Origin of the sequence: Thiomicrorhabdus cannonii, from assembly GCF_013391695.1 — a bacterium.
GTDB classification, from domain to species: Bacteria; Pseudomonadota; Gammaproteobacteria; order Thiomicrospirales; family Thiomicrospiraceae; genus Thiomicrorhabdus; species Thiomicrorhabdus cannonii.
Window position 1 is genome coordinate 312,053 of the sequence record NZ_JACBGH010000001.1, and the last position, 23,184, is coordinate 335,236.

The 23,184-nt window shown below is 51.2% G+C and carries 21 protein-coding genes; 5 read left to right on the forward strand and 16 right to left on the reverse strand.

Annotation, left to right across the window (positions count from 1 at the left end; genetic code table 11):
- Nucleotides 1-304 precede the first annotated feature (304 nt).
- From HZ297_RS01590 to HZ297_RS01615, 6 genes are all read right to left on the reverse strand, one after another.
- Nucleotides 305-1,942: a flagellar hook protein FlgE gene (locus HZ297_RS01590; protein ID WP_178861224.1), complete on the reverse strand. Its 1,638-nt coding sequence runs from the start codon at nucleotides 1,940-1,942 to the stop codon at nucleotides 305-307.
- A gap of 104 nt (nucleotides 1,943-2,046) precedes the next feature.
- The gene (locus HZ297_RS01595; protein WP_178861225.1) at nucleotides 2,047-2,736 is read right to left on the reverse strand and encodes a flagellar hook assembly protein FlgD; all 690 of its coding nucleotides are present in this window, start codon (nucleotides 2,734-2,736) and stop codon (nucleotides 2,047-2,049) included.
- 10 nt (nucleotides 2,737-2,746) lie between these two features.
- A complete protein-coding gene (flgC, locus tag HZ297_RS01600; RefSeq protein ID WP_178861226.1) occupies nucleotides 2,747-3,157 on the reverse strand; it encodes a flagellar basal body rod protein FlgC in 411 nt (136 codons plus the stop codon).
- A gap of 25 nt (nucleotides 3,158-3,182) precedes the next feature.
- Nucleotides 3,183-3,578, reverse strand: coding sequence for a flagellar basal body rod protein FlgB (gene flgB / locus HZ297_RS01605; protein WP_178861227.1), 396 nt, complete (start codon nucleotides 3,576-3,578; stop codon nucleotides 3,183-3,185).
- A gap of 340 nt (nucleotides 3,579-3,918) precedes the next feature.
- Entirely contained in the window at nucleotides 3,919-5,169 is a 1,251-nt protein-coding gene (locus tag HZ297_RS01610; RefSeq protein WP_178861228.1) for a flagellar assembly protein T N-terminal domain-containing protein, read from the reverse strand.
- A 3-nt stretch (nucleotides 5,170-5,172) separates the two neighbouring features.
- Nucleotides 5,173-6,147 (reverse strand): chemotaxis protein, encoded by a 975-nt coding sequence (locus HZ297_RS01615; protein WP_178861229.1) that lies wholly within the window; start codon nucleotides 6,145-6,147, stop codon nucleotides 5,173-5,175.
- 97 nt (nucleotides 6,148-6,244) lie between these two features.
- Between HZ297_RS01615 and flgA the strand changes: the two genes are divergently transcribed.
- From flgA to HZ297_RS01635, 4 genes are all read left to right on the forward strand, one after another.
- A complete protein-coding gene (flgA, locus tag HZ297_RS01620; RefSeq protein WP_246261565.1) occupies nucleotides 6,245-6,955 on the forward strand; it encodes a flagellar basal body P-ring formation chaperone FlgA in 711 nt (236 codons plus the stop codon).
- A 126-nt stretch (nucleotides 6,956-7,081) separates the two neighbouring features.
- Nucleotides 7,082-7,390, forward strand: coding sequence for a flagellar biosynthesis anti-sigma factor FlgM (gene flgM / locus HZ297_RS01625; RefSeq protein ID WP_178861230.1), 309 nt, complete (start codon nucleotides 7,082-7,084; stop codon nucleotides 7,388-7,390).
- Between the two features lie 22 nt (nucleotides 7,391-7,412).
- A complete protein-coding gene (flgN, locus tag HZ297_RS01630; RefSeq protein ID WP_178861231.1) occupies nucleotides 7,413-7,919 on the forward strand; it encodes a flagellar export chaperone FlgN in 507 nt (168 codons plus the stop codon).
- Between the two features lie 175 nt (nucleotides 7,920-8,094).
- Entirely contained in the window at nucleotides 8,095-8,682 is a 588-nt protein-coding gene (locus HZ297_RS01635; protein ID WP_178861232.1) for a PilZ domain-containing protein, read from the forward strand.
- Between the two features lie 175 nt (nucleotides 8,683-8,857).
- Here HZ297_RS01635 and HZ297_RS01640 read toward each other — a convergent pair whose 3' ends face one another.
- The 7 genes from HZ297_RS01640 to fnr all read right to left on the reverse strand — a co-directional run bounded on the left by HZ297_RS01640 (nucleotide 8,858) and on the right by fnr (nucleotide 16,618).
- Nucleotides 8,858-9,148: a hypothetical protein gene (locus tag HZ297_RS01640; protein ID WP_178861233.1), complete on the reverse strand. Its 291-nt coding sequence runs from the start codon at nucleotides 9,146-9,148 to the stop codon at nucleotides 8,858-8,860.
- 44 nt (nucleotides 9,149-9,192) lie between these two features.
- Nucleotides 9,193-9,777 (reverse strand): LPP20 family lipoprotein, encoded by a 585-nt coding sequence (locus tag HZ297_RS01645; protein WP_178861234.1) that lies wholly within the window; start codon nucleotides 9,775-9,777, stop codon nucleotides 9,193-9,195.
- Nucleotides 9,778-9,863: 86 nt separating this feature from the next.
- Nucleotides 9,864-10,994, reverse strand: coding sequence for a hypothetical protein (locus tag HZ297_RS01650; protein ID WP_178861235.1), 1,131 nt, complete (start codon nucleotides 10,992-10,994; stop codon nucleotides 9,864-9,866).
- Nucleotides 10,995-11,053: 59 nt separating this feature from the next.
- Nucleotides 11,054-12,442 (reverse strand): penicillin-binding protein activator, encoded by a 1,389-nt coding sequence (locus HZ297_RS01655; protein WP_178861236.1) that lies wholly within the window; start codon nucleotides 12,440-12,442, stop codon nucleotides 11,054-11,056.
- A 28-nt stretch (nucleotides 12,443-12,470) separates the two neighbouring features.
- Complete coding sequence (gene pepN, locus HZ297_RS01660) at nucleotides 12,471-15,134, reverse strand: aminopeptidase N (protein ID WP_178861237.1); 2,664 nt, start codon at nucleotides 15,132-15,134, stop codon at nucleotides 12,471-12,473.
- A gap of 114 nt (nucleotides 15,135-15,248) precedes the next feature.
- Nucleotides 15,249-15,770 (reverse strand): peptidoglycan-associated lipoprotein Pal, encoded by a 522-nt coding sequence (pal, locus tag HZ297_RS01665; protein ID WP_178861238.1) that lies wholly within the window; start codon nucleotides 15,768-15,770, stop codon nucleotides 15,249-15,251.
- A gap of 98 nt (nucleotides 15,771-15,868) precedes the next feature.
- Complete coding sequence (gene fnr, locus HZ297_RS01670; protein WP_178861239.1) at nucleotides 15,869-16,618, reverse strand: fumarate/nitrate reduction transcriptional regulator Fnr; 750 nt, start codon at nucleotides 16,616-16,618, stop codon at nucleotides 15,869-15,871.
- Nucleotides 16,619-17,116: 498 nt separating this feature from the next.
- On the opposite strand from fnr, the gene HZ297_RS01675 reads away from it, so the two are divergent.
- Nucleotides 17,117-18,322 carry a PfkB family carbohydrate kinase gene (locus HZ297_RS01675; protein ID WP_178861240.1) on the forward strand — a complete coding sequence of 402 codons (1,206 nt, stop codon included), beginning with the start codon at nucleotides 17,117-17,119 and terminating at the stop codon, nucleotides 18,320-18,322.
- A gap of 107 nt (nucleotides 18,323-18,429) precedes the next feature.
- Here the strand turns inward: HZ297_RS01675 and rlmB are convergent, their stop codons facing one another.
- The 3 genes from rlmB to HZ297_RS01690 form a co-directional block, all read right to left on the reverse strand.
- Entirely contained in the window at nucleotides 18,430-19,161 is a 732-nt protein-coding gene (rlmB, locus tag HZ297_RS01680; RefSeq protein ID WP_178861241.1) for a 23S rRNA (guanosine(2251)-2'-O)-methyltransferase RlmB, read from the reverse strand.
- A 58-nt stretch (nucleotides 19,162-19,219) separates the two neighbouring features.
- Nucleotides 19,220-21,556 (reverse strand): ribonuclease R, encoded by a 2,337-nt coding sequence (gene rnr, locus HZ297_RS01685; RefSeq protein ID WP_178861242.1) that lies wholly within the window; start codon nucleotides 21,554-21,556, stop codon nucleotides 19,220-19,222.
- 140 nt (nucleotides 21,557-21,696) lie between these two features.
- Nucleotides 21,697-23,103 carry a dihydrolipoyl dehydrogenase gene (locus tag HZ297_RS01690; protein ID WP_178861243.1) on the reverse strand — a complete coding sequence of 469 codons (1,407 nt, stop codon included), beginning with the start codon at nucleotides 23,101-23,103 and terminating at the stop codon, nucleotides 21,697-21,699.
- Nucleotides 23,104-23,184: the final 81 nt, after the last annotated feature.

Consider the following 23,184-nt stretch of genomic DNA (forward strand, 5'->3'; position numbering starts at 1 on the left):
AAAACTAAAAATGGGTTAAGGCTTTTTGCCTGGTTTATATGCAAGCGACACTTAACCCGTGATTTGAAACCTGCTTATCTCGCAGTGCTGTTTCATTTCCCTTGTGTGTTTAGCGTGTTACTTTTTTGACACGTTTTTATTTTCGAAAAGTATTTAGCATTTGGCGTGCCAACTTTTTCAAAACAAAACATTAAAGAATTCAGAAAATGGCCGATATAACCATAAGGAGAGGTTTGCCGGGCGGCAAAAAAGCCGGCAATAAATGCCGGCAAGACCAGAAAAAAGTTTATTTTACAAAGTGTTATTACAGGTTCAGGATGGTTTGCGTCAAGGTTTGAGACGTTGAAATCACCTGCGCAGAAGCCTGGTAGGTACGTTGCGTCTGAATCATGTTCACCAGCTCCGCCGCCACATCCACGTTGGAATACTCCAAAGAACCGGCATTGATTGAACCCATACCGTTACTTTGTGGTCTGCCCAACTGAACCGGACCAGAACTGAAAGACTCCGCATACGTCTGACCACCCAGCTTCTCCATCGCATTCTTATCGGAGAAGTTGGCAATCGCCAATTGCGCAACCGGCACTGAACGGCCGTTTGAATAACGTGCTTCAATAACCCCGTCCAAACCGGTGGTCAAGCCAACCAAATCACCGATGGCATAACCGTTCTGCGTGGTACCGCGCTGGTTATAAGAACCGGCAAACTGGGTCATGCTAGTCAAATCCAAATCGATCTGGAACTGAGCCGGGGTTGTTCCGGGAACCGCGCCGCCCAGCGGATCGGTCGCACCCGTCATCGGATTATCCACGATAAAGTTCAATGTTGGGTTACCCGAAACCCGCGTCCAGCCAGTTTCACTCGGTGCGGTGACAACCGTTCCCGTCAGCGGATCAACATAGGAGTCAGGCGTTCCCGCTACCGCGGCCAAATCCCCGCCACCGGCCTGATAATCCACCGGCTGGTAGGCCCCGAGATAATTACCGTTGGTGTCAAAACGGATTTCATAAAGCTGTCCGGCCGCTTTGTTACCGCCACCGTCCAGCAATGCTCCTCCGGTTGTCGGGTCAGCCACATGGCCGGTATAGACGGTATTGCCCTGTGCATCGGCACCGGTAATATTGTACTGAACCAACCATGACGTATATTTAACCGCCGGATTGCCCGAAGTCGCGACCGGCACCCCGTCGGAGTCGATGCTAGAAGCCGTATCCGGTACGACATCACGCTTGAAGAAGTTGACGTTCAGCGTGTGCTCACCGCCCAAACTGTCATGAATCGTCATCGGATAGAAATAATCGTTGGAGCCTTGATACTCGCCATTTGATTCAGGGGCGATCAAACTCTGCAGATTGAGGGTTGAGCCCACGGAATCGTCGTCGGCGGCCAAACCGGTATTCGTACCGGCCGGATCGACATTATGCGTCTCTTCACCATCCAGATTGATGTCATAAACCATTTCCGAGGTAGCCTTGGGCTGTTTGTTTAATTCATCCAGATCGATTGAGCTCAAACCGGTACTGAATACCGGGTTGGTATCGGTAGACTGGTTTTGATCCAGCAAATAACCTTGTACGCGGTTACCTTCCTGCGTGGTCAGATAACCTTCTTTATCCAGCTTGAACGAACCGTTGCGGGTATAAACATTGTCATATTTACCGGTACGGTCTTCCAACACAAAGAACCCTTCGCCGTCGATCGCCATATCCAGTTCACGCCCGGTGCCGTTAATGGTTCCCTGACTGAAATCCTGCGTAATCGCGGCAACACGCGCACCGTTACCGGCAGAGTTCTGCGCGCCGGAAAACATATCGGCAAACTCGGCACGCGAGCCTTTAAAGCCGACTGACTGCGCGTTGGCCAGGTTATTGGAAATAACGCCCAAGCCGGTCGAGGCTGCGTTAATACCACTCAAAGCGTTTAAGTCAAATGATGCACCCATGATATTTCTCCTTATCTGATTCTCAATCAGAAACTGTCATGTGATTAAAACTAATTCGGTTGTTTTTAATACGTTACTGTTAATAAATTCTGTTCATAAATCGTTTAGCCGCTGATCTCTCTGACCGCGCTCATCGCCACCCTTTCTCCGGTGGCCAAGGTCAGGGTGATGGAGCCGTCGGTATTCACGCCGATGGTATTCACACGCGATCCCACCACGGTGTCAATCGATTGCAGCTCGCCGTTCTCGTCGGTGCCGTAAGCGGTCAGGTTATAAAGACCATTCGGCTTTTCAAGACCGAACTTGTCTAACCCGTCCCAATCGATCGTTTTGTCACCCTTCTGTAAAGTGCCTACATCGATCTCCTTAACCACTCCACTGGCATCCGACACGACAACCGTCACGTCAGTCAGCGGCTGCTCGGTGCTCAAACGGAACTGTGACGCCACGCCCTGGTTGTGCGAAAACTGCTCGCCCTCTACCTGCACGTTTTTCCCGATCAATGAGGCGCCCTGCAACGTCTGCATGTTCTGAAAGCCCAACGTCATCGCCGCCACCGACTCGGTCATGCGTGTGGTCGCTTCCAACTGGCTCATCTGCGTCAAATCGGAGACAAAGCTGGTTGGATCCATCGGTTTGGTCGGGTCTTGGTTTTGCATCTGCGTGGTCAACAGCATCAAAAACTCCGCCTGCCCCATGGCTTTGTTCGGCGCGAACGCCGAGGCATTACCGCCCTGTTGCATTGCTTCCATATAGCTGTTATTGCCACTGGTAACGCTTAGACTATCTGCCATGATTCACCTCCTATTTGCCCAGCTGAATCGTGCGTAACAAAAGTTGTTTGGAGGTGTTCATCACCTCGATATTGGTTTCGTAAGAGCGCGAAGCAGACAGCATGTTTGCCATCTCCTCCACCGGATTCACGTTCGGTCTGAAAATATAGCCTTCCGCATTCGCCATCGGATGGTTCGGGTTGTATTCCATCTTGGCCGGCGCTTCGCTTTCAACAATCTCTTTAATGCGCACCCCGCCCTTTGGCTCCATGGTGGTCTGATCCAGAATCGTCTGGAAAACCGGCTGCTTGGAACGGTAGGTCTCATCCTTGTTGGAACTGACGCTGTCGGCGTTAGCCAAGTTGGATGCAACCGTATTCAGGCGCACGGTTTGCGCATGCATTGCAGACGCGGAAATATCTAAAATATTAAACATCGACATAGCTCTTTCCCTCCGACATCACGCCTTATTCACCGCGCAAGGCGCCGCGAATCCCGCTGATTTTGCTATCAATAAACTCCAGGGTGGCCTGGTGCTGCATGGCGTTTTCCATAAACTTGGCCTTCTCAACATGCGCTTCCACCGTGTTGCCGTCCAAGGAAGGCTGGGTCGGCATGCGGTATTTCAGAAAACTCTCGGTGGTCGCCTCGGCGAAACCGCTGATATGACGCGCATTGGTCGTGACCATATCCGGTTTGCGGGTGGACAACTCCTCTTGCGCATTCGTCATGGCCGCTCTGAAATCGATATCACGCGCTTTGAAATTAGGCGTGTCTGCATTCGCCAAATTATTGGCCAGGACTTCACCACGCTGGGTGCGAATCTGTAAGGCTCTTTCATGTATACCGAAAATAGATTCCATTATTTCTCTCCCGCCTTCATCGTCTTGATCTTATTGATCGTCAATGAACCGCCGTTTTAGTTGGAAACTATTTAGCAACGCCAATGCCAAGTTTTAACTTTTTTGAATTTTTTTAATAAAAATAGCTAAAGTTTTACGAAAACGGCCGATGGACCCGGCCTGTTGAGAAAAATGGGAGGCGAAATCAACAAGACAAAAGGCAAAAACGGCCTTTTTAAAAGTGAACAGGCCGGGTAATCATGCTTGAAGGTAAATTTTTTGACAGACTGGAAGCGCTGCCAGAGATAAAAAAACCGGCGGAATTTGCCGGTTTTCTTTTAAAAACATAATATTGCAAAAATCACCAGGTTTTGACAATGTCACCAACCTGGATTGTCGATTTTTTGGCAACCGCCTCTGCAACCGCAAAACGCGGCAATATCCGTTTGATCTTAATGAAAGCCCCCGGGGTTTCGTCCATGCCCAAATTCATCCCCTGAAACTGAACAGGCCGGCCCTGCAAACTGTAGACGGCAAGCTGATCCCCCACTTTGGCACCCGAGTCCGCATTCAAATAAATCACATACTCATCATTGCGTACATCAATGATTTGCGTCTGCAGAGGTTCGCACTGCAATCCCGAAGCCACATCTTTTACCTGCTGATTCAACAAGGACACAAACCCCTTGCCGGTATCCGTGGCAAAAAAGGCATTGCTGCCAAAAGGGCGGTCCCGACCGACGCGCACATCCCCATACACCTCCACCTCGCCGCGCTGTTGCGCAAACAGGGTGTGATTCATTAAATCCACCAGATACCAATCGGCCTGCAAGTAACGGGTATCAGGCTTCACCTCCAGATTATAGAAACGCTTGACCGGATTCAGAATAGGATGGTTTTCGGCATGAGACGACAGCGAACGCAACACCGTCAACAACGCAAACTGCGCGCCGGTTTGGTCGCGGACAGGATCGAGCACTTGCGGCGAAAGGTTCGGCGCAATCACGCCGTTCTCATCAACCGTCATCACCGCATCCAATTGCGTTAGATTGCGATAGCCGCTTTCCGTTAAACGACGCTTCAGCTCGGTTTGAAACCCCGGCAGCAAATTGGCAATATCACGCGCCTCATAGCTCTTGGCCACCACAACGGGCGCCACCGCCAAACGCGGTTGATAACGGTTACCCGAAAAGTTCTCGCACACCGAAGGATTTTCGGTCAGACAGACCTTCAAGGTCACCTGATAATGCAGCGGGCGTTTTTTCTCTTCACCATATTGGTCAAAAGACTCCTCATAGCCCTCTTCGACCACCTGGTATCCCTGCACCTTGCTATGCGAAGTGAAACGGGTCGCATCCCGCGTTAATTGATAGGCTTCCAGAGTCTGCTCGGTATCGATGCTGACGTTACTGTTGAGACTGGCAAACGTCAATGCATTACGAATCGCCATCTGACGGGCAAACGCCTCATCGACACCCTCCGTCGAAGCACTGCCCGTCACCGTGACGCAATGCGGCATCGCCTCGTCGGCGGCCTCCTGCTGGACCGGGGCCGCAACGGATGCCCCCAACCAGAAAAGCAACCCCAAACCTAACAACCAACGACAACGCATCGCCTACTCCCCGCCATTCGAATGTTGTCGTTTGAACTCGTCCACCCTGTTGACAATAATGCGCCCCAGCTCTTCGCCGTGCCACTTCGATAGAAATACGTTGGCCCCCACCTTTTCCGTCAAGGTTTCATTGAAACCGCCGCTTAAGGAAGAGTTCAGCACCACAAACAGATCCTTGAGGCGCTCATCTTTACGAATGCTGGTGGTCAAGGTATAACCATCCATCTCCGGCATTTCAATATCGGAAATAACCATCAAAACACGATCGCCGACCGGTTCGGAAATACCGGTTTCGGCATCATCCGCCCATTTTTTCAGCAGATCCAACGCAAGACGGCCGTTATTCACAATCTTATTGCGAATCCCCAATTTATCGAGCATACCCTTCAACTGCGCTCTGGCAACGGCGGAGTCATCCGCCCCCAATACAAAGAAGTCGTGCCCGCCGGTTTCAAACTTATGGCTCGCCACAAACTCATCGGACATGCCCTCAGGGACCCCCGACACCTCTGCCAGCACCTTCTCCACATCCACAATTTCCACAATCTGATCGCGCGCCCGGGTGATGCCGGTTAGATAATTGACGCTTTGCAGGCTGTCCGGAGGCGGCAGAATATCTTCCCAGCGCAAATGCACAATGCGGTCAACATTCTGTACCAAAAAGCCCTGCACGGAACTATTAAACTCCGTCACAATGGTCAAGGTTTCCGAATACTTATCAGAGGGGACCGGCTCCAAGTCCAGGGCTTTGGCCAAATCAATCATCGGCATGGTCAAGCCGCGAATATCCGACACCCCCACCACCCGTCTGTCGGCCTTGGGAACCGGCGAAATTGCAGGCGTACGGATTACCTCGCGTACCTTGAACACATTGATGCCAAAAAGCTGTTCCCCTTTAATGGTAAACAGCAACAACTCCATGCGGTTCATCCCGGCCAATGAAGTTCTCTGATCAACCCCTTTAAGAAAGCTAGACATTGTTACGCCACCTTATCGATCAAATTTACTATTTCAGCTCGCTACTATATCGCAAGCTGATCTTAAAAGTCTTTTAAACACATGTTAGACTGCACGTATGATAAAAACATACTTTAACATTTTCATGTTAGCGGGCTGCTTAACCTGCCCAAAATGGGGCTTGGCGGACGACTCCAGCAGCCAATATGCTTCATTGGAAGCCATCTACGAACAAGCCGCCGTTTTCCTTAAGCAAAAAGTTGACCAAAAATTACAAGACCCTGTCATAGACATTAAAACTTTCACGACACCACTCAAACTGCCGGCCTGCGAAAACCCCGTAGAAATACAGGATCGCAACCCCACCAAATACGCGGGCAGAATGACGTTAGGTATAAAATGTTCGCAGCCGGCCTGGCAATTTTTTCTAAGCGCCACCGTCGATGGCAAATTACCGGCGGTTATTGCCACTCAAGGAATCTTAAAAGAAGCCGTTATAAGAAGTGACGATGTGCAACGGGTATACCTTCCTTATAAAAAGGTGCCGACCGATAGCCTGATCAACGTTGAAAACGTCATCGGCATGCGGGCAAAGAAGGCGATTGCCCCGAATGACATTATCATTATTCGCGATTTGCAACCGCCTTACTGGGTATTAAAAAAGCAGGCGGTCACCCTGATCAGCAAAATCGGGCACATTGAAGTCAAAACCAAAGGAATGGCGCTGGAGGATGGTGTTGAAAATCAACAGGTTGAAGTTGAAAACAATAACAGCAAAAAGAAATTAAAAGGCATAGTTATTGCTCCGAACACCGTATTGATTCCTTGAGTTTGTCATCCATGCAAAAAAATTCATAAAAATGATTAAAGCTTTGTGGGTTTTGCCGATAACCTTGTTAGAAGAATTAAAATATTACTGGTAGAATAGTACCAGCTTAGATGTGAGGCTAAGAAAATGGACATTAAAAACCTAAACCTGAACGTACCGTCCGGACGCACCGAAGCGCCCAAAGCGCAGGACAAAAGCGGCACGCCAAATAACGGCTCGACTGTCACCAACAGCCCGGCTGACGACAAAGTAACCTTGACCGGCATACTAGGGCAGGTACGCGAACTCGAACAGAAAGCGGAAAAGGTCAATGTGGACAACGGTGACCGTATCGCAGCGCTAAAAGCATCCATTCAGGATGGCAGCTACCGTATTAATGCCGAACGCATCGCCGAGAAACTGATTCAGTCTGAAGTTCTGTTTTCTAACGTTTAATCCTACTTTCTACGAAAACTGAATGAAACTTCTACCAGCTGACTTTGACGCCACCTCATTCGCCTCACAGCTTGAAGCGTTGGGTCAGTTGTTACAAAAATTTCTACAACTGCTTGAATCGGAAGCGGAACAACTCAAGCATGGCAATGCCGAATCACTGATAGACGTGATCGAGCCCAAAGCAAAACTGGGCGAACAAATCCAATCCTGCTTCGAAAAAATCAGCTCTTTTTTTGCCGATAGCACGCCAGACAATGCAAACGCCCAATTTTTCGCACTGGCGAAGCAACAGGCTTTTTCCGCTGTATCGACAGAACTGCAAGATAAAGTGAACAAAGTCATTCAGTTGACCGAACGTTGCCACGACCAGAATATCGCCAATGGCATGTCGATCCGCATCCTCAGCAACATCAACAAAACCTCTTTGCAAATCCTGAGCGGTCAATCCGCCGAAAGCGTCAATCTGTATAGCGCATCGGGCGACCGGACATCCAATAAACCGCACTCCACCACCCTCGGCAAAGCGTAGTCTCCTCAATATCCGTTGTTTGAAGCACTAAATCATTTGTGGCTTTAAATTACTTTTTAAGTTGGCTCATTTTCTGCTAACCTTTCGTTATCTAAAAACCGATGCAGAAACCGATCTGCAAAATCATATTGGTGGACATCCGGCCCGCCCAGCTAAGACGAGAAAGTGAGTTGCAATGAAAAACGATCAACGTTCATTTTTTAGAATCGATGTAATGCTGCCCTGCAGCTATCGAATAGTACCTCAGGATGCCGTTGAACAAACCCCGCTTCCCGGCAGCCCCGATTCTAAATATATTGAAGAATACTTCATGCAGAACTTGGCGGACCTGGACACGCAGATCAACGAGGTGATTGCCCAGATCAATGTCAAAAGCTCCTTGCTTGCGGCTGCCTTGACCGCGATGAACAGCAAAATCAACTTCATGATGCAGACCATCGATGCCAATCAGCTATCGCGTGCGATTCCGCAAAGGCTGGTGAATTTAAGCGGCGGCGGCATCTCCTTCACCATCAATGAAACGATTAATCCAACCGATAAAGTAGACCTGCTGTTCAAACCGCTGGAAGACGAATCACCAGTGCTGGTGCGTTGCGACCTCGTCAATATCACGCCGATTGTCGACGAAGAAAACACCTATAGAGTCTCACTCAGCTATACCAATCTTTCGGAAGAAGACCGCCGCAAGGTTCTGTTCTTTATTCAATCGAAAGAGATCGAATATGCCCAGATTGAACGCAAAAAAAGTCAGGATATCGACTAGATATTCGTGAGGATGCGGTGAAGCTGTTTTAAATCGACGCCTTTAAGCATCCCCCTTCTCCCTCTCCCATAAACAATAAAAAACCCCGCAATTGCGGGGTTAATTTTGAGTCTAATGCATTTTGTTATTGCACCAACCAATCGGAGACATTGGTTTGCTTCAACCGCAGGAAGACTTAAGGAAAACTGTAACGGTTATCCTGCTTGCCACCCTGTTTCTTGTCGTTCATTTCTTTAACGATGCTTTCAACTTGTTTTTGCAAGCTGTCCACCTCTTCGAGTTTTTTATCGACCTTGTTTTCATAGGCTTTGCGTGCCGCAGATTCCGCTTGAATCTGCTTATCGTATTTGCCAACCTTATTTTCCAAGATCCTTACCCGCGTACTGATACTGGCCGCCTGGGCGACTTCCACCCAAGCAAACAACACCACCATTACACCAAGCATCACCATTTTTGGTTTAGCCATGTTAATACTCCACTGCCACTCGCTTGCAGACGTTATTTATAGGTTTAATACGAGCTTACTTCAAGGCAGGTACCGCAGCTTTCCGAAGGCTCTTTGGCTACAACGGTATCGCCACTGTACACAAATGTCTGGTCGAAGAAGTTCTTATCCACATACACTTCCAAAACCGTTTCATAGTTATTATCCGCCATCGGTGTCACACTGACGACACGCGCACCACGCACCACGGCATTGACGCGCGCTCTGAAGCTGTCGTTCTTGGCCGTTAGCGTAGAAATAGCCGTGTTACTGTCAATTTTGATACCGTACAGCTGCTCTGCCAAAGCGCGATAGGCATCCAATTTTGAAGCACGGATCGCCATCAGACGACGCTGTCCCGGCGTATAGGCCGAGAACGTACTCTCCGCACCGTAGCCAATGGCCGAAATCTTCACTCTTTCAACCGGCTTTTTGACCACCGGAGCAGGAACTGGTGCTGCGGGTGCCGCAACCGGTGCAACCGGCATCACCGCCTGCAGAGGAATCATCGGCACTACAGGCGATTCGTTCTTCACTTCAGGGCTGTTTGAACAACCGCCCAGTACAGAGGTCGCGACCAATCCCGCGATCAATACGTTTACTTTTTTCATCTTTATCTCCATTATTCATAGACTCAAAATGGTTTTAATCAATGTTCAACATTTAGACTTTTTCGATATGCCAACCCAGCTTGCGGTTAGGGATAACTATCCGGATTGGCTTGGTCATACATCATCGGATCAGGGGCCGAGTACTGGTAAGACGGCTGTTTTGACTCCGGCTTTTCCTTGTCAGCCTCTTTTTTAGCCTGAGCCTGCACCTGCTGACCTACCAGCTGTTTTTCCACGGTTTTAACACCGTGCAATAACTTGCCGTATTGTTCTTGCAACTGTTTAACGCGTTTATTGACCTCATCGATACGCTTCTGCGCTTTGACCATGCCCATCTGCACGCTGTTGAGCTTATCCATCATAGCGGCATCAACTACCACTGCTGGGGCCATTGTCTGCGCAGCGGGCACAAGTACCGCTTGGGTTACCGGCGCAGCTTGATGGGTAGCGGCAGCATGCGCATCATGCGGTGCCACCGCATGCCCATTATTCACCGCCGGCGGCACAATAGGCTGGGCAACAGACTGCACAGGGCTTGAAGGAGCCTGCTGCGCCAGCGCGGTGATGTCGGCCGTCATCTGCTCCAGCTGATAACTTAACGCATCAATCTTTTTCTCAACAGCGTTCATGCCCTGAGCATTTTTTGACAACGCCACCGTGTTACTTTCAGTACCCAACTTGATCTCTTCGATTTTCGTTTGAGTCTCTTCATCCAAACCGGCTGATCCGGCCAGAGCCGCCCAAATACCGATCCCGATACCAATCAGCATCAACACCACAAGCGTTGAGCCAAAAATGACAATAAGCTTTTTAATTGAATCCATTTCTGCCGCCGATATTTCTTTAGATTGGTTTTGCGTTTTTCCCCTGCGCGGAATGTATTCTTCCTCTTGCGGGGGGGGAGCCACAGGCGCTTCCTCAGGCTTGGACTTGGCCTCAGGTTTTGGGTCAGCCGCTTCCTTTACCTGTGCAGCCGGTGGCGGGACATTGTCTGCCAACTCGGCAGCCGGCGCCGCCTGCTCTATATCCAGCAAATCGCTCAATTCATCATCGATCATGGACGTTTCCGCAGGCAACTCCTGGACAGCGGTTGCAGGCGCAACATCCTCTACCGTGTCCACGTCCTTGCCGGCCACAACATCCTGCTCCGCCTCATCCAAAAGCGCATCAATGCTGTCCAGATCATTAGGATCGAAAGTTTCGTCCGTTGAAGCCACAAACTTTTCCTTTAATCACAAAATCGTTTAAGCATCCAATTCGCTGCCAAGTGCTTATCTTATTCGAACTGGAAACGATACCCCGTTATCGGTTGAACGCTTTTGTCGTCCAACCAATACACCTTTGGCAAAAGCGCTAATTGTCCATCTGCCGTGGTAATCAAGTCGCCGATGGGGGATTCACCCAACCATTGAGCAGGCTTTAATGCTTCGGGCTGATTGACGAGCTTTGCCGCCAACTCACCTAAAGCATAAAGCAGGCCAGTTTTGTCATCTTGATTATGATCCGCTGGTGCAGACGGGGTGTTGTGAACGGAATTAGGCGGGAGAAAGGCATAGGTCTGCTGCCAGAACGGCAAAGACGCGAGGAGGTCCGAAGCGCTAGGAAAGCCGGGCGGATACCATAGATTCAACGCTTCGTTAAGGTGATAAAAAGCCAGCATGGGCTGAACCTGCATGGCCGCTTCCAGAGGCAGAAAACTGATGACGGCGTCAATATCCTGACGCGCACGCGGTTCAAATTCCAGTTCGGTTTGCAGTGTCGCTTGCAGCCAGTTTTTACGCCCTTCTGAAGAACGGACATTCAAGACACGGCGCACACTCTGATCCAACGACTGCTCCACCACTTCTGTTTCCAGCCAAACATCTGCACCAGAACCGAGGCTAGACCCGGCCTGTTGAATTTTTTGTTGCAGATTTTTGGCCGCCTGTGAATTCTCACTCAACAGCAAAATATGCTGCAACGCATAACTGTTCACAAAGCTGTGCAACTGGCGCAGACCGTCGCTTTTACTTGGCGACAATGCTTTTTCATACGCTTCATAAACATCCAACTGATTCAGGTAGAGCGTTGGAATGCCCGTTTTCAGCGCCTGCCAAGCCTGCGCCTGATCACGTGTCAGGGGCCCGATAATGAAATCCGGAGCGTACAGTTTGACCAGTTCCCACAGCTCGAATAGATTGTCGTAGAGCGCGCTGTCCAGCACCTCAAAAGGCTTGCTGAACGGCCATTGCGCCCTCAATCCTGCAAGCACGCGCTCACCGGCCACGGCAAAATCGCCGCTTAACGGCAACAGCACCACAACGGTACTGCTGGTATCAGGCAGTTTAAACACCGTTTCCGCGTTACTTGGCTGCAGTTCGATGCGCTCGGATTGCGCCAGAAAACGCTCGAGCCGCTGAACCCGTTCAGTGAACGCCGCAGGTAACGTCATGGCGCGCAACTGCCGAAGATAACGCTCTACCTCGGCACGCTCACCGTTCCCCTCTGCCAGTTCGGCGCGCAGCAAAACGATTTCCTGATCAATCTGCTCGATCTGCTCTTGCAAAGCCGATGGCGGCAACGGGACGGTATCGGCAAGGCTTGCCGCTGGCACATATAGAGCGATGACATTCAACGCCACACCAAAGCAGCGTTTCAGTGCCTGTTGTCTTAGCCTTTGCCGCATAACTCCTTCGTGTACCTCTCAAGCCAGTTTATGATTTCAACGACTTCGAGACGATCTCAAAGACATCCTTGGACAGCCCTTTGACCGCCATGATCTTTTGCAAGGCCTGCTGCATATACTGCTGACGCGCCGCATCGTAACGCTTCCAGTGGGTAAAGGGCGCGACCATACGCGCGGCGACCTGCGGATTGAGCTTATCCAGCTTGATCACCTGCTCGGCCAGGAAAGCGTAACCCGCGCCGTCGGCACGATGAAAGCCCAGCAGATTGAGGCGTCCGAAGACACCAAGCACACTTCGTACCCTGTTGGGGTTTTCGTAGTGGAAATCCGCATGCTCAACCAGCGCCTTGACATGCTCCAGCGCATGCAGATGATGCGAACCGGCCTGGATGGCAAACCACTTATCCAGCACCAATGGATCATATCGCCACTGCATATAGAACCGCTCCAGACAACGCAATCTGGCTTCATGCCCGGTATGGCTTAAACTTTCCAGCGCCGCCAATACATCGGTCATATTCTGTGCGGCGTTAAACTGCGCTTCCGCCAGCGCCGCATGCTGCTCCAGCAACAGCAAATAACCCAAGGCCACATTTTTCAATTTACGCGTGGCAATCGCCGTTTTTTCATAGCGGTAGTCACCGGCGCTCTCCGCCCTTAACTGCTCATAAAGCGCCAATAACGGCTCTTCAAAACGTTGCGCCAACTCGCGTTTCAGCCAACGCTGCACGGCATACACGGCCTCCACATTGATTTGTCTGTACTGCTCGCCGATATAGGTCAGATCGGGCATCGGCAAGGTCAATGCCACCAATCCCCGGTCTGCCTGCCGATCCAGCAAAACACCGGCAAAAGCGTTGATCATCGCCGCCGACAGCTCCAATGGCTGCTGCGCTTCAAAACGCGAAATATTGCCTTTAATCTCGTTCATCGCCAGCGTCTGAAACGCTTCCCAACGCGCAAACGCATCATCGTCGGCCCGGCTCAGCAAACTAAGCTGCGCGTCGCTGTAAGCAAACTGCAGATTGACCGGCGCACTGAAGCCGCGCAAAAAGGAAGGTGTCGGTTCCTCGGCAATCCCTTCAAACACAAAGGTCTGCTCGGCCTCGCGCATCACCAGCAGGACTTCCTGCGATGCCTCGCCAGCCCCGGCCTGTTGAGTTTTCGGCGACAGGGTTTGCGCGGCGGCATTTTGCACCTTCAATGGCATGGCTTTGCCATTTGCTGCCAGCAAGGCAGTCTTAATCGGCAATAACAACGGCTTGAAGGGTTCTTCCTGTGCCGGCAAATTCTGCCTGCAATGCAGACGATACGTCTGGTTGGCGGCGTCGTATTCCGCTGCAATTTGAAGTGTCGGCGTACCTGACTGCACATACCAGTTGTGCATTTGCGTTAGATCAATGCCGTTGGCATCGGCCATGGCATTGCGGAAGTCCTCGACCGTCACGGCATCGCCGTCATGACGCTCAAAATAGAGTTTCATGCCCTGCTGGAAACCGGCTTCGCCCAGCAATGTATGGTAAAGACGCACCACCTCGGCACCTTTCTCATACACGGTCATCGTGTAAAAGTTGTTCATCTCGATATACGACTGCGGCTGGATCGGATGCGCCATCGGGCCGGCATCTTCCGGAAACTGATGGTTGCGCAGACGCTTGACGTCTTCGATGCGTTTGACTGCGGGCGACAGCATGTCGGCGGTGAACTCCTGATCACGGAATACCGTCAAGCCCTCTTTCAAGGTCAGTTGGAACCAGTCGCGACAGGTGACGCGGTTGCCGGTCCAGTTATGGAAGTATTCGTGTGCAATCACCGCCTCGATGCCCTCGTAATCGACATCGGTCGCCGTTTCCGGTTTGGCCAGCACAAACTTGGAGTTGAACACGTTCAACCCTTTGTTTTCCATCGCTCCCATATTGAAATCGTCGACCGCTACGATCATGTAGATATCCAGATCGTAGACCAGCCCGAAACGCTGTTCGTCCCACTGCATCGACTTTTTCAACGAACTCATGGCGTGTTCGCATTTGTCGATATTGCGCGGCTCCACATAGATGCGCAAAGTCACATCACGCCCGTCGGCCGTGCGATATTGATCTTCAATGCACTCCAGATTGCCGGCCACCAAGGCAAACAGATAACAGGGTTTTCTGAACGGGTCTTCCCACACGGCATAATGACGCCCGGCATCCAGCTCGCCGCTTTCAATCAAGTTACCGTTGGAGAGCAATACCTTGCAATCCGCTTTCGGGGCAATGATTTTGGTGGTATACAGCGTCATCACATCGGGGCGGTCCAGGAAATAGGTGATTTTTCTGAATCCCTCGGCCTCGCACTGCGTGCAATAATTGCCGCTGCTGCGGTAAAGCCCTTCCAGTGACGTATTGCTTTCCGGCGCAATTTCGGTATCGATACTGAGCTCAAACTCGCTTAAATCCGTTTTAACCGTCAAATGTTCATCCGTCACATCGCACTGCGCAAGCACCGACTCACCATTTACGCGCACATCCAAAAGTTGCAACTTTTCACCGTTAAGTACCAATGGCTCACCGGGAGACAAGGCGCGGATCTGCATGGTATTGGTGACTCGCGTGGCTTGCGGCTGCAAATCAAACTCCAGATAGACCTTATCCAACTCAAACAATGGGGCTTGATAATCACGCAGGTAATGAACTTTTACAGTATCAGACATTCAAAGACTCTCACAAAAAAACGATAACCACGGGACAAAATGCTTTCCCTGAAACACAAAAGCCTTCCGGGCAGTTGCTCGGAAGGCTTTATGCAAAACGGATCTTATAGGCGATCAGTAAGAAAATTCTGCACGGCGGTTTTGCGACCAGGCAGACTCATTATGGGCTTCAGCCACCGGATTGTCTTCACCGAAACTGATGACTGTAATGCGGTCGGCAGCAATTCCCTCGGCCATCAACGCCGTTTTGACGGAGTTGGCACGACGCTCGCCCAACGCCAGGTTGTACTCGCGCGTACCGCGCTCGTCGCAGTGACCGCTCACCGTCACCTTGGCCGCTGCATTGGCTTGCATGTATTCGGCATGCGCTTTAATCACATCAAAAAATTCTGACTTGATTTCAGAACGGTCAAAATCAAAACGCACTACCATTCCCGCCAGTTTGGCCTGCATTTGATCCAAATTGGTCGCGGCTGCCGCACCCTGATCAACTACAGCGGTTTCCACAACCGTCTTGTCCATGACTTCCGCATTGGCCTGCGCATCGGTTTCCGCCGTTGGCGTAGCGCTACAACCCACCAAAGAAGCCGCCATAAAAGCGGCTGCAAACAAAGCTTTCAAATTCTGCAACTTCATTATGTCCATCCATTAAATTAATTTAAAAAAAACGCAACTAAAGTATAAAAAAGTGTCATTTATGACACGCGCATCACTGACCCGCAAATTTGGGCTAACTATACCACTTTTGCGCAGGAACTAGAATCACATTCCGTACAGCCGGCCAAGGTTCTTAGTGCCATTTCATCGTGAATCTGCACTTCCTTTTTCTTCCAGGTAACAACATTGTCCTGATGGAGTTTTGCCAGAATGCGCGAAACCGTTTCAGGGGTCAATCCGAGATAGATCGCCACGTCACGGTGCAGGATGCTTAGTCTAAATTCCAGATAGTGATAACCGCGATTCTTGAAGCGCTCGGCCATACCCCACAAGAACTGGGCAATACGCTGATCTGCATTTTTTTTCATCAGTAATTCTGAGTGCAGACGTCCATCCACGACCTCTTTACTCAGAATGTTAAACACCTGGTGACTCAAGTGCGGTATTTTTTGCGACAGGTCGCTCAACTCTTTGAAAGGCAAGGTACAGACACTGGTGACATCCAACGCCATGGCATTGAAGAGATGGATTTTGGATGCCAGCGCATCCACACCGACCACATCGCCCGGCAGATAGAAACCGTGCACAACCTCTTCACCGCCATCAGAGAAAGAATAGACCTTGATTACGCCCGCCCGCACCGCGTAAAGCGACGTGAACTTGTCGCCGCTGGAAAACAGCATCTGCCCCTTTTGCAAAGGCGCCTTGCGCTGCACTATGTGATCCAGGCTATCCATCTCCTGCTTAGACAGCCCCGTCGGAAAACAGATTTTCTGTAATCCACAGTTTAAACAACTGGCATTAAATGCTGTCTTTACATGCGCCATAATCGATCACTTTTCTTCCAACGTCGTCAATAACATTTGATTTTATAGCTTTTATTTTTTTTTGCACCCCTGTACGCAAAAAAAACAGGTCAGCTTTTTTTATCGTTGTATAAAAACAACAAATCCTACGTAAATTTAGGACTGTATAAAAATTAGGCAATTTAATATTTATCGGCTAATTTAAAGCACTTAAGTCTCTTTTATTAAGATTACTCACAAAGTTATCCACAGCTTTTGTGGATAATACACATTGCCATTAAAAGGTTTTAACAAACCACAAACGATGACTTATATCCATTATTAATCAATAACTTACAATAATTAATTAAATCATCTTGAACGAATAAATCCATAAATAAAAAAGCCCCTTGTCAAGTTTTTTAATTTTTTTATTCACTTTTATTCACTTGACAAGGCAAAACCTGTCGAATAAGTAAAGCTATGCTAAAATGCCCGCACTTTAATCCTAACCATTTCTAATGCACCAGAAGGTAAACCATGGCTAAAATTTTGGGTATCGGCAATGCCGTACTGGATATTGTTCTTAAAGTCCCGCATGCCGTTCATGATGATGAAGAAATCCGCGCCTCACATCGCCACACACAAATCGGCGGCAATGTCAGCAACTCCCTGTACGTCTTGGCGCAACTGGGCCACCAAACCGCCATCTGCACCACCACCGGCGGTGACAGCGAAGCCAAGCAACTGATCAACGGCCTGAAAGAGCGCCAGATTGACGTCGAGCACATCCAACGTTTTATCAAAGGGCGCACCCCGACCTCTTATGTCACACTCAATGCCAGCAACGGCCACCGTGCAATCGTGCACTACCGCGATTTACCGGAACTGAGTTTCGAGCATTTCGCCAAAATCGAAATCGAAGAGTACGACTGGCTGCATTTCGAGGGTCGCAATATCGACAACCTCAAGGGCATGCTCAATATCGCCAAGACCTTTTTGACGCACCAGCCGATCTCGTTGGAAGTGGAAAAACCGCGTGACGGCATAGAAACTCTGTTGCCGCAGGCCAATCTGATTTTCTTTTCGCACCACTATGCCAAAGCAAAAGGCCATGACAGCGCCGAAAGCCTCTTGAAAGCCATGCAACCCCAGCTGCCCAACAGTCATCTAATCTGCACCTGGGGCGACCAGGGCGCCTGGTTCTGCACTGCTGGCCATGCGGGCATTCAGCACCAACCGGCAAAAAGCGTGTCGCCCGTGGTGGACACCTTGGGCGCCGGTGACACCTTCAATGCGGCGGTCATCCATCATCTGCTCGCCGGCGACACGCTCGATAAGGCAGTCAAAGAGGCGACCGAATTGGCGGCATTAAAGTGCCAGCAACACGGTCTGGACAAACTGCTCGAAGCCAAGCAGACACGCAAACCGATCGCTCACCTCAATAAAGTGACCAATGCCAAAACGCTGGTGGTCGAGGCGCCCAGCATCGGCAAGTCGGTGGTATTGATCAAATATGAAGATCAGGTCAAAGCCTACATCAACAACTGTCCGCATCAGGACGTACCGTTGAACGAGGCGTATAAGATCGATGTCAATCCATTCGAGAAGACCATGAAGTGTTCGGTACACGACGCCTTCTTTCGCATCGAGGATGGCGTCTGTGTCGAAGGCCCGTGCTGGGATGAAGCGCTGGAAGCGGTCGACATCCAAATCAATGAGCAAGGCGAGATTTTCATTGTTTGACGCTTTTTGAAAACTCAACAGGCCGGGTATGGTTGAGTTTTTGAACCTTAAAAAGCAAAAAGCCCTGCACTGCAGGGCTTTTTGCTTTGATTAATAAAACGTTTCAATCAGCTTTGACGCTGGCGGAAAGCCTCGTAGAGCGCCACGCCGGTGGCAACCGACACATTCAGACTCTCCACCGTACCCACCATCGGAATTGCTGCCAGATGGTCGCACGCCTCACGCGTCAGACGACGCAGGCCCGAGCCTTCGGCGCCCATCACCAGCCCGACCGAACCGTTAAAATTCTGGGTGTAAATCGTCTGGTCGGTTTCCCCCGCCAGACCGATCATCCACATACCGGCCTGCTGCAACTCCTTCATGGTACGCACCAGATTGGAAACGACAATCAGATTGACGGATTCGGCCGCGCCACAAGCCACTTTACGCACCGTGGCGTTAATGCCGACCGAGTTATGCTTGGGAATAATCACCGCATCCACGCCTACCGCATCGGCGGTACGCAGAATCGCGCCGAGGTTGTGCGGGTCCTGCACTTCGTCCAAAAACAGAAACAGCGGTTTGTCGAGGCGCTGCATTAGCGCCTCAAGGTCTTTTTCGTTCATTTCCGGACGCGCCGCCACCAAGGCCATTACGCCTTGATGATTACCATCCACGCTTTTGAATGCCGATTTAGCGACCAGCTGCGGTGACAGCCCTAAAGACTTGGCCTGATCGAACAACGCCTGCTGGCGTTTATTGAAAGGCCCTTTTTCAAACGAAAGCTGATACACCAAATGCGGCGATTGCTTAATAAACTTCTCAACCGCATGCAGCCCGAAAATAACTTCCTGTTTCACACTCACACCTTATAGGTCAACAAAACGGGTCAAAAGCGCTGATCGGAATCAGCGCAGCTTAGGCTTTAGTGCCTTTGCCGCCGCGCTTTTTCTTACGGTAGTAACGTTTTTTACCGCGTTTTTTAGGCTGCTGATCGTCACCCTCGTCCTGCCCTTCTTCCTCAGAAGAAGGCAACTCTTCCGCACCAGCGGCCGCGGCAAAATCACCGATAAAGCGCAAATCGACCTTGCGCTCATCCAGATTGACCTGCGCCACCTGCACACGAATGCGATCACCCAGACGGTACACCTTGCCGGTGCGCTCGCCTTTCAGGCAGTGACGCGCGTTATCGTAGTGGAAATAGTCATCGCCCAGCTCGGTGATATGCACCAAACCTTCCACATACAACGAATCCAACTCCACAAACAGACCGAAGTTGGTGGCCGCAGTAATGACCGCCTCGTACTCCTCGCCCAAACGGTGCGACAGGAATTCACACTTCAGGAAGGTCACCGCATCGCGGGTCGCCTCGTCAGCGCGGCGCTCGGTATCAGAGCAGTGCGCACCAAACTCCGCCATCTTGGCATCGTCGTAATAGAACTCGGCCGGCCCCTGCTTGGTCCACACGTGGCAGATCGCACGGTGAATCAACAAATCCGGATAACGGCGGATAGGCGACGTGAAATGCGTGTAATGCTCGTAGTTCAGGCCAAAGTGACCTTTGTTTTCCGGCTGATAAACCGCCTGATTCATGCTGCGCAACAACACCGTCTGCACCAGATGCTCGTAAGGCTTGCCTTTGACCTGCGCGGCCACGGCGGCATAATCATGCGCCGTCGGCTCATCGCCGCCGCCCAACTGCAGACTGAAATCGGCCAGGAAAGTGCGCAGATTTTTCAAACGCTCTTCCAGCGGCGATTCATGCACACGATACACCATCGGCATCTTATGCCACTTGAGATAACGCGCCGTGGCCACGTTGGCCATCAACATACACTCTTCGATCAGCTTATGCGCATCGTTGCGCACCACCGGCACAATCGATTCGATCTTGCGCGACTCATCGAAAATAATGCGGGTTTCGACCGTATCGAACTCCAAAGCGCCGCGCTCTTCACGCGCCTTCAACAGCACTTCGTACAGACCGTTCAACTCTTCCAGATGTGGCACCAGCTCGGCATAGGTTTCGCGATGCGGGCTTTGCGGATTGGTCAGAATGTCGTTAACCTGGTTGTAGGTCAGACGCGCTTTGGAGTTCATGACCGCCTGATAGAACTGACTGCGCTCCAGAGAACCGTCGTCGTTGATGGACATGTCCGCCACCATACACAAACGATCAACCTGCGGGTTCAATGAACAGATGCCGTTGGAAAGCTTCTCGGGCAGCATCGGAATCACGCGCTGCGGGAAATAAACCGAGTTGCCGCGTTTGTAGGCTTCCTTATCCAGTTCGCTGCCCGGCTTGACGTAGTGCGACACATCCGCAATCGCCACCACCAAGCGCCAGCCGTTTTTGCGACGCTTGGCAAATACCGCATCGTCGAAGTCTTTGGAGTCTTCGCCGTCGATGGTCACCAACTGCAACGCACGCAAATCTTTACGTCCTTCAAAATCGGCTTCGGTCACCTCATCCGGAATATATTCCACTTCGGCCAAGAGCGCATCCGACCAGGTATTCGGAATATTGAAGTCATGAATAGCAGAATCGATCTCCATACCCGGCGCCATATAGTCGCCCAGCACTTCGATGATTTTACCGATCGGACCGGAACGCATCGATGGCTGGTGAATGACCTCGACCAGCACAATCTGCTCTTCCTTGGCATCCATCAAACCGTCTTGCGGCACGAAGACATCCTGCGTAATGCGTGTATTGTTAGGACGCACCCACGCCAAACCGTCTTCAAAATTCAGACGCCCCAGAATCGTTTGATTGGCGCGTTCGCTGACTTCAACAATCATCCCCTCACGGCGGCCGCGGCGATCTTCACCGGCAATCGAGGCGATGACGATATCGCCGTGCAGCACCTTGTGCATCTCTTTGTCGGAAATAAACAGGTCTTTGCTGCCGTCCTCCGGCACCACAAAACCGAAACCGTCCGGATGCCCCAGAACGCGGCCTTTGATCAGATCCATCTTCGTCAAAGGACCGAAAGCGCCGCGGCGGTTGCGCATCAGCTGGCCGTCACGCACCATCGCCTTCAAGCGACGTGACAGAGCCTCAAAACGCTCTTCATCATTTTCGTCGACATCGACCAGACGGGCAATTTCAAAAAGACGCAGAGGATTGGACTCTTTTTCGAGCGCCTCGATAATGAACTCGCGGCTAGGGATAGGATTTTCGTATTTTTCGGCTTCGCGGTCTGCGAAGGGGTCGCGCTGGTCTGCAGCACTGTCTGTGTGTTGATTAGTCACTCGATACCATCTAAGTTAAAGCCCCGTCAAACGGGCCGTGAAACAACTTCCACTCACGGCGCCAACGGGGCTATGGTTAATAAAACTGCCGGCATTATACCAAAAAACAGTTTGATTTTATTGCATTACTGTTAATTCTGTTATTGCAATACGGTTAATTCCGGCGCACGCGGACGTTCTTCGACCGCATAGAGCTGTTTGTACAACTCCGTGATGGCCGACTGAATCGCCTCTTCGAGCACCGGATGGTAGAACGGCATGCGCATCAAATCGGCCACAGTGAGGCGCTGCTCCACCGCCCAGGCCAGCAGATGAACAAAATGCTCGGCATGCGGCATCACCATTTCCCCCCCCAGCAGACGCTTGCTGGATTTATCCGCAAACAGGCAGATCATGCCGTGATCCTGATGCATCACAATCGCCCGGCCGTTATTGCGCTCCAAATCAAATTGCGCCACTGCCGTCTGCGTTAAGTCCAAGTGGCGATAGGATTCGCCAAACACGCCGATATCCGGCTCGCTAAATGCAATTGCCAGCGACGTTTTGCGCGCATAGGCCTTCACCTCGGGATAATCCAGCGCATTCAGCGCCGCCATTTTGCCCTCAAAACCGGCTTCATGCAAAATCGGCCGGAAACCATTCACATCGCCGGCAATAAAAAGAGGCTTATCGCCGATTTGCAAAGTATGCAAGTCAAAATCCGGCAGGCCGGCTTCATTCAGCGCCACCCCCGCCTTCTGCAAGTCCAGCCCGTCCAGATTGGCACGCCGCCCGAGCGCCGCCAACACCACATCGACTTCCACATCGGTTTTTGAGGTATAGACACGCACGCCTTGCGCCGTCTCTTCCAATTGCGCGGCCTCACCCAAATACAGCGGAAAATCCTGCGAAATCAGCTCCACCGCCTTGGCACTGACTTCCGGCACCGCCAGACCGCCAATGTGATGGGCCATCTCAAAACCGTGCACTTCCACCCCCAAGCGCGCCAGCGCCTGCCCCAACTCCAATCCGATCACGCCCAGACCGATCACAGCGATGCGCTTGGGCAGGGTGGCCTGTTCAAAAATCTCGTCACTGGTCCACAACTTATTGCCAAGGGCTTTCCAGGGAGCCGGCACAATCGGGGTTGAACCGGTGGCGATAATAATGCGCTCGGCCTCGATTTCTTCGCCATCTACCTGCAAACGGTTCGGGCCGATAAAGCGTGCATAACCGCGCATCAATTGCGACTCCGGCAACTTGTCGGTGGTTGCCGCCCGCACCCCGCCGCTAAAACGGTCACGCAAACGGCGCACACGCTCCATCACTTTGGCGGAATCCACATCCACGTCACCCTGCAACCCAAACTCGGCAAAATCCTCGCGCCGCGCATAAACATTCGCCGACTGAATCAGCGCCTTGGAAGGCATACAGCCGACGCACGCGCAGGTCGTCCCCAAAGGCCCGCCATCAATCAACACAAAATCATCACTGTGTTTGCGAATCAAACTGGACGCCGTCAATCCCGCGCTCCCCGCACCCAAAATGGCATATTTCACCTTGCGCATCACGTTACTCCTCTGGTTTGCCTGCCATTATCACCGCCCCATTGTAACCCTGTAAACCACAGTTTCAAGCGCGGTCACAAC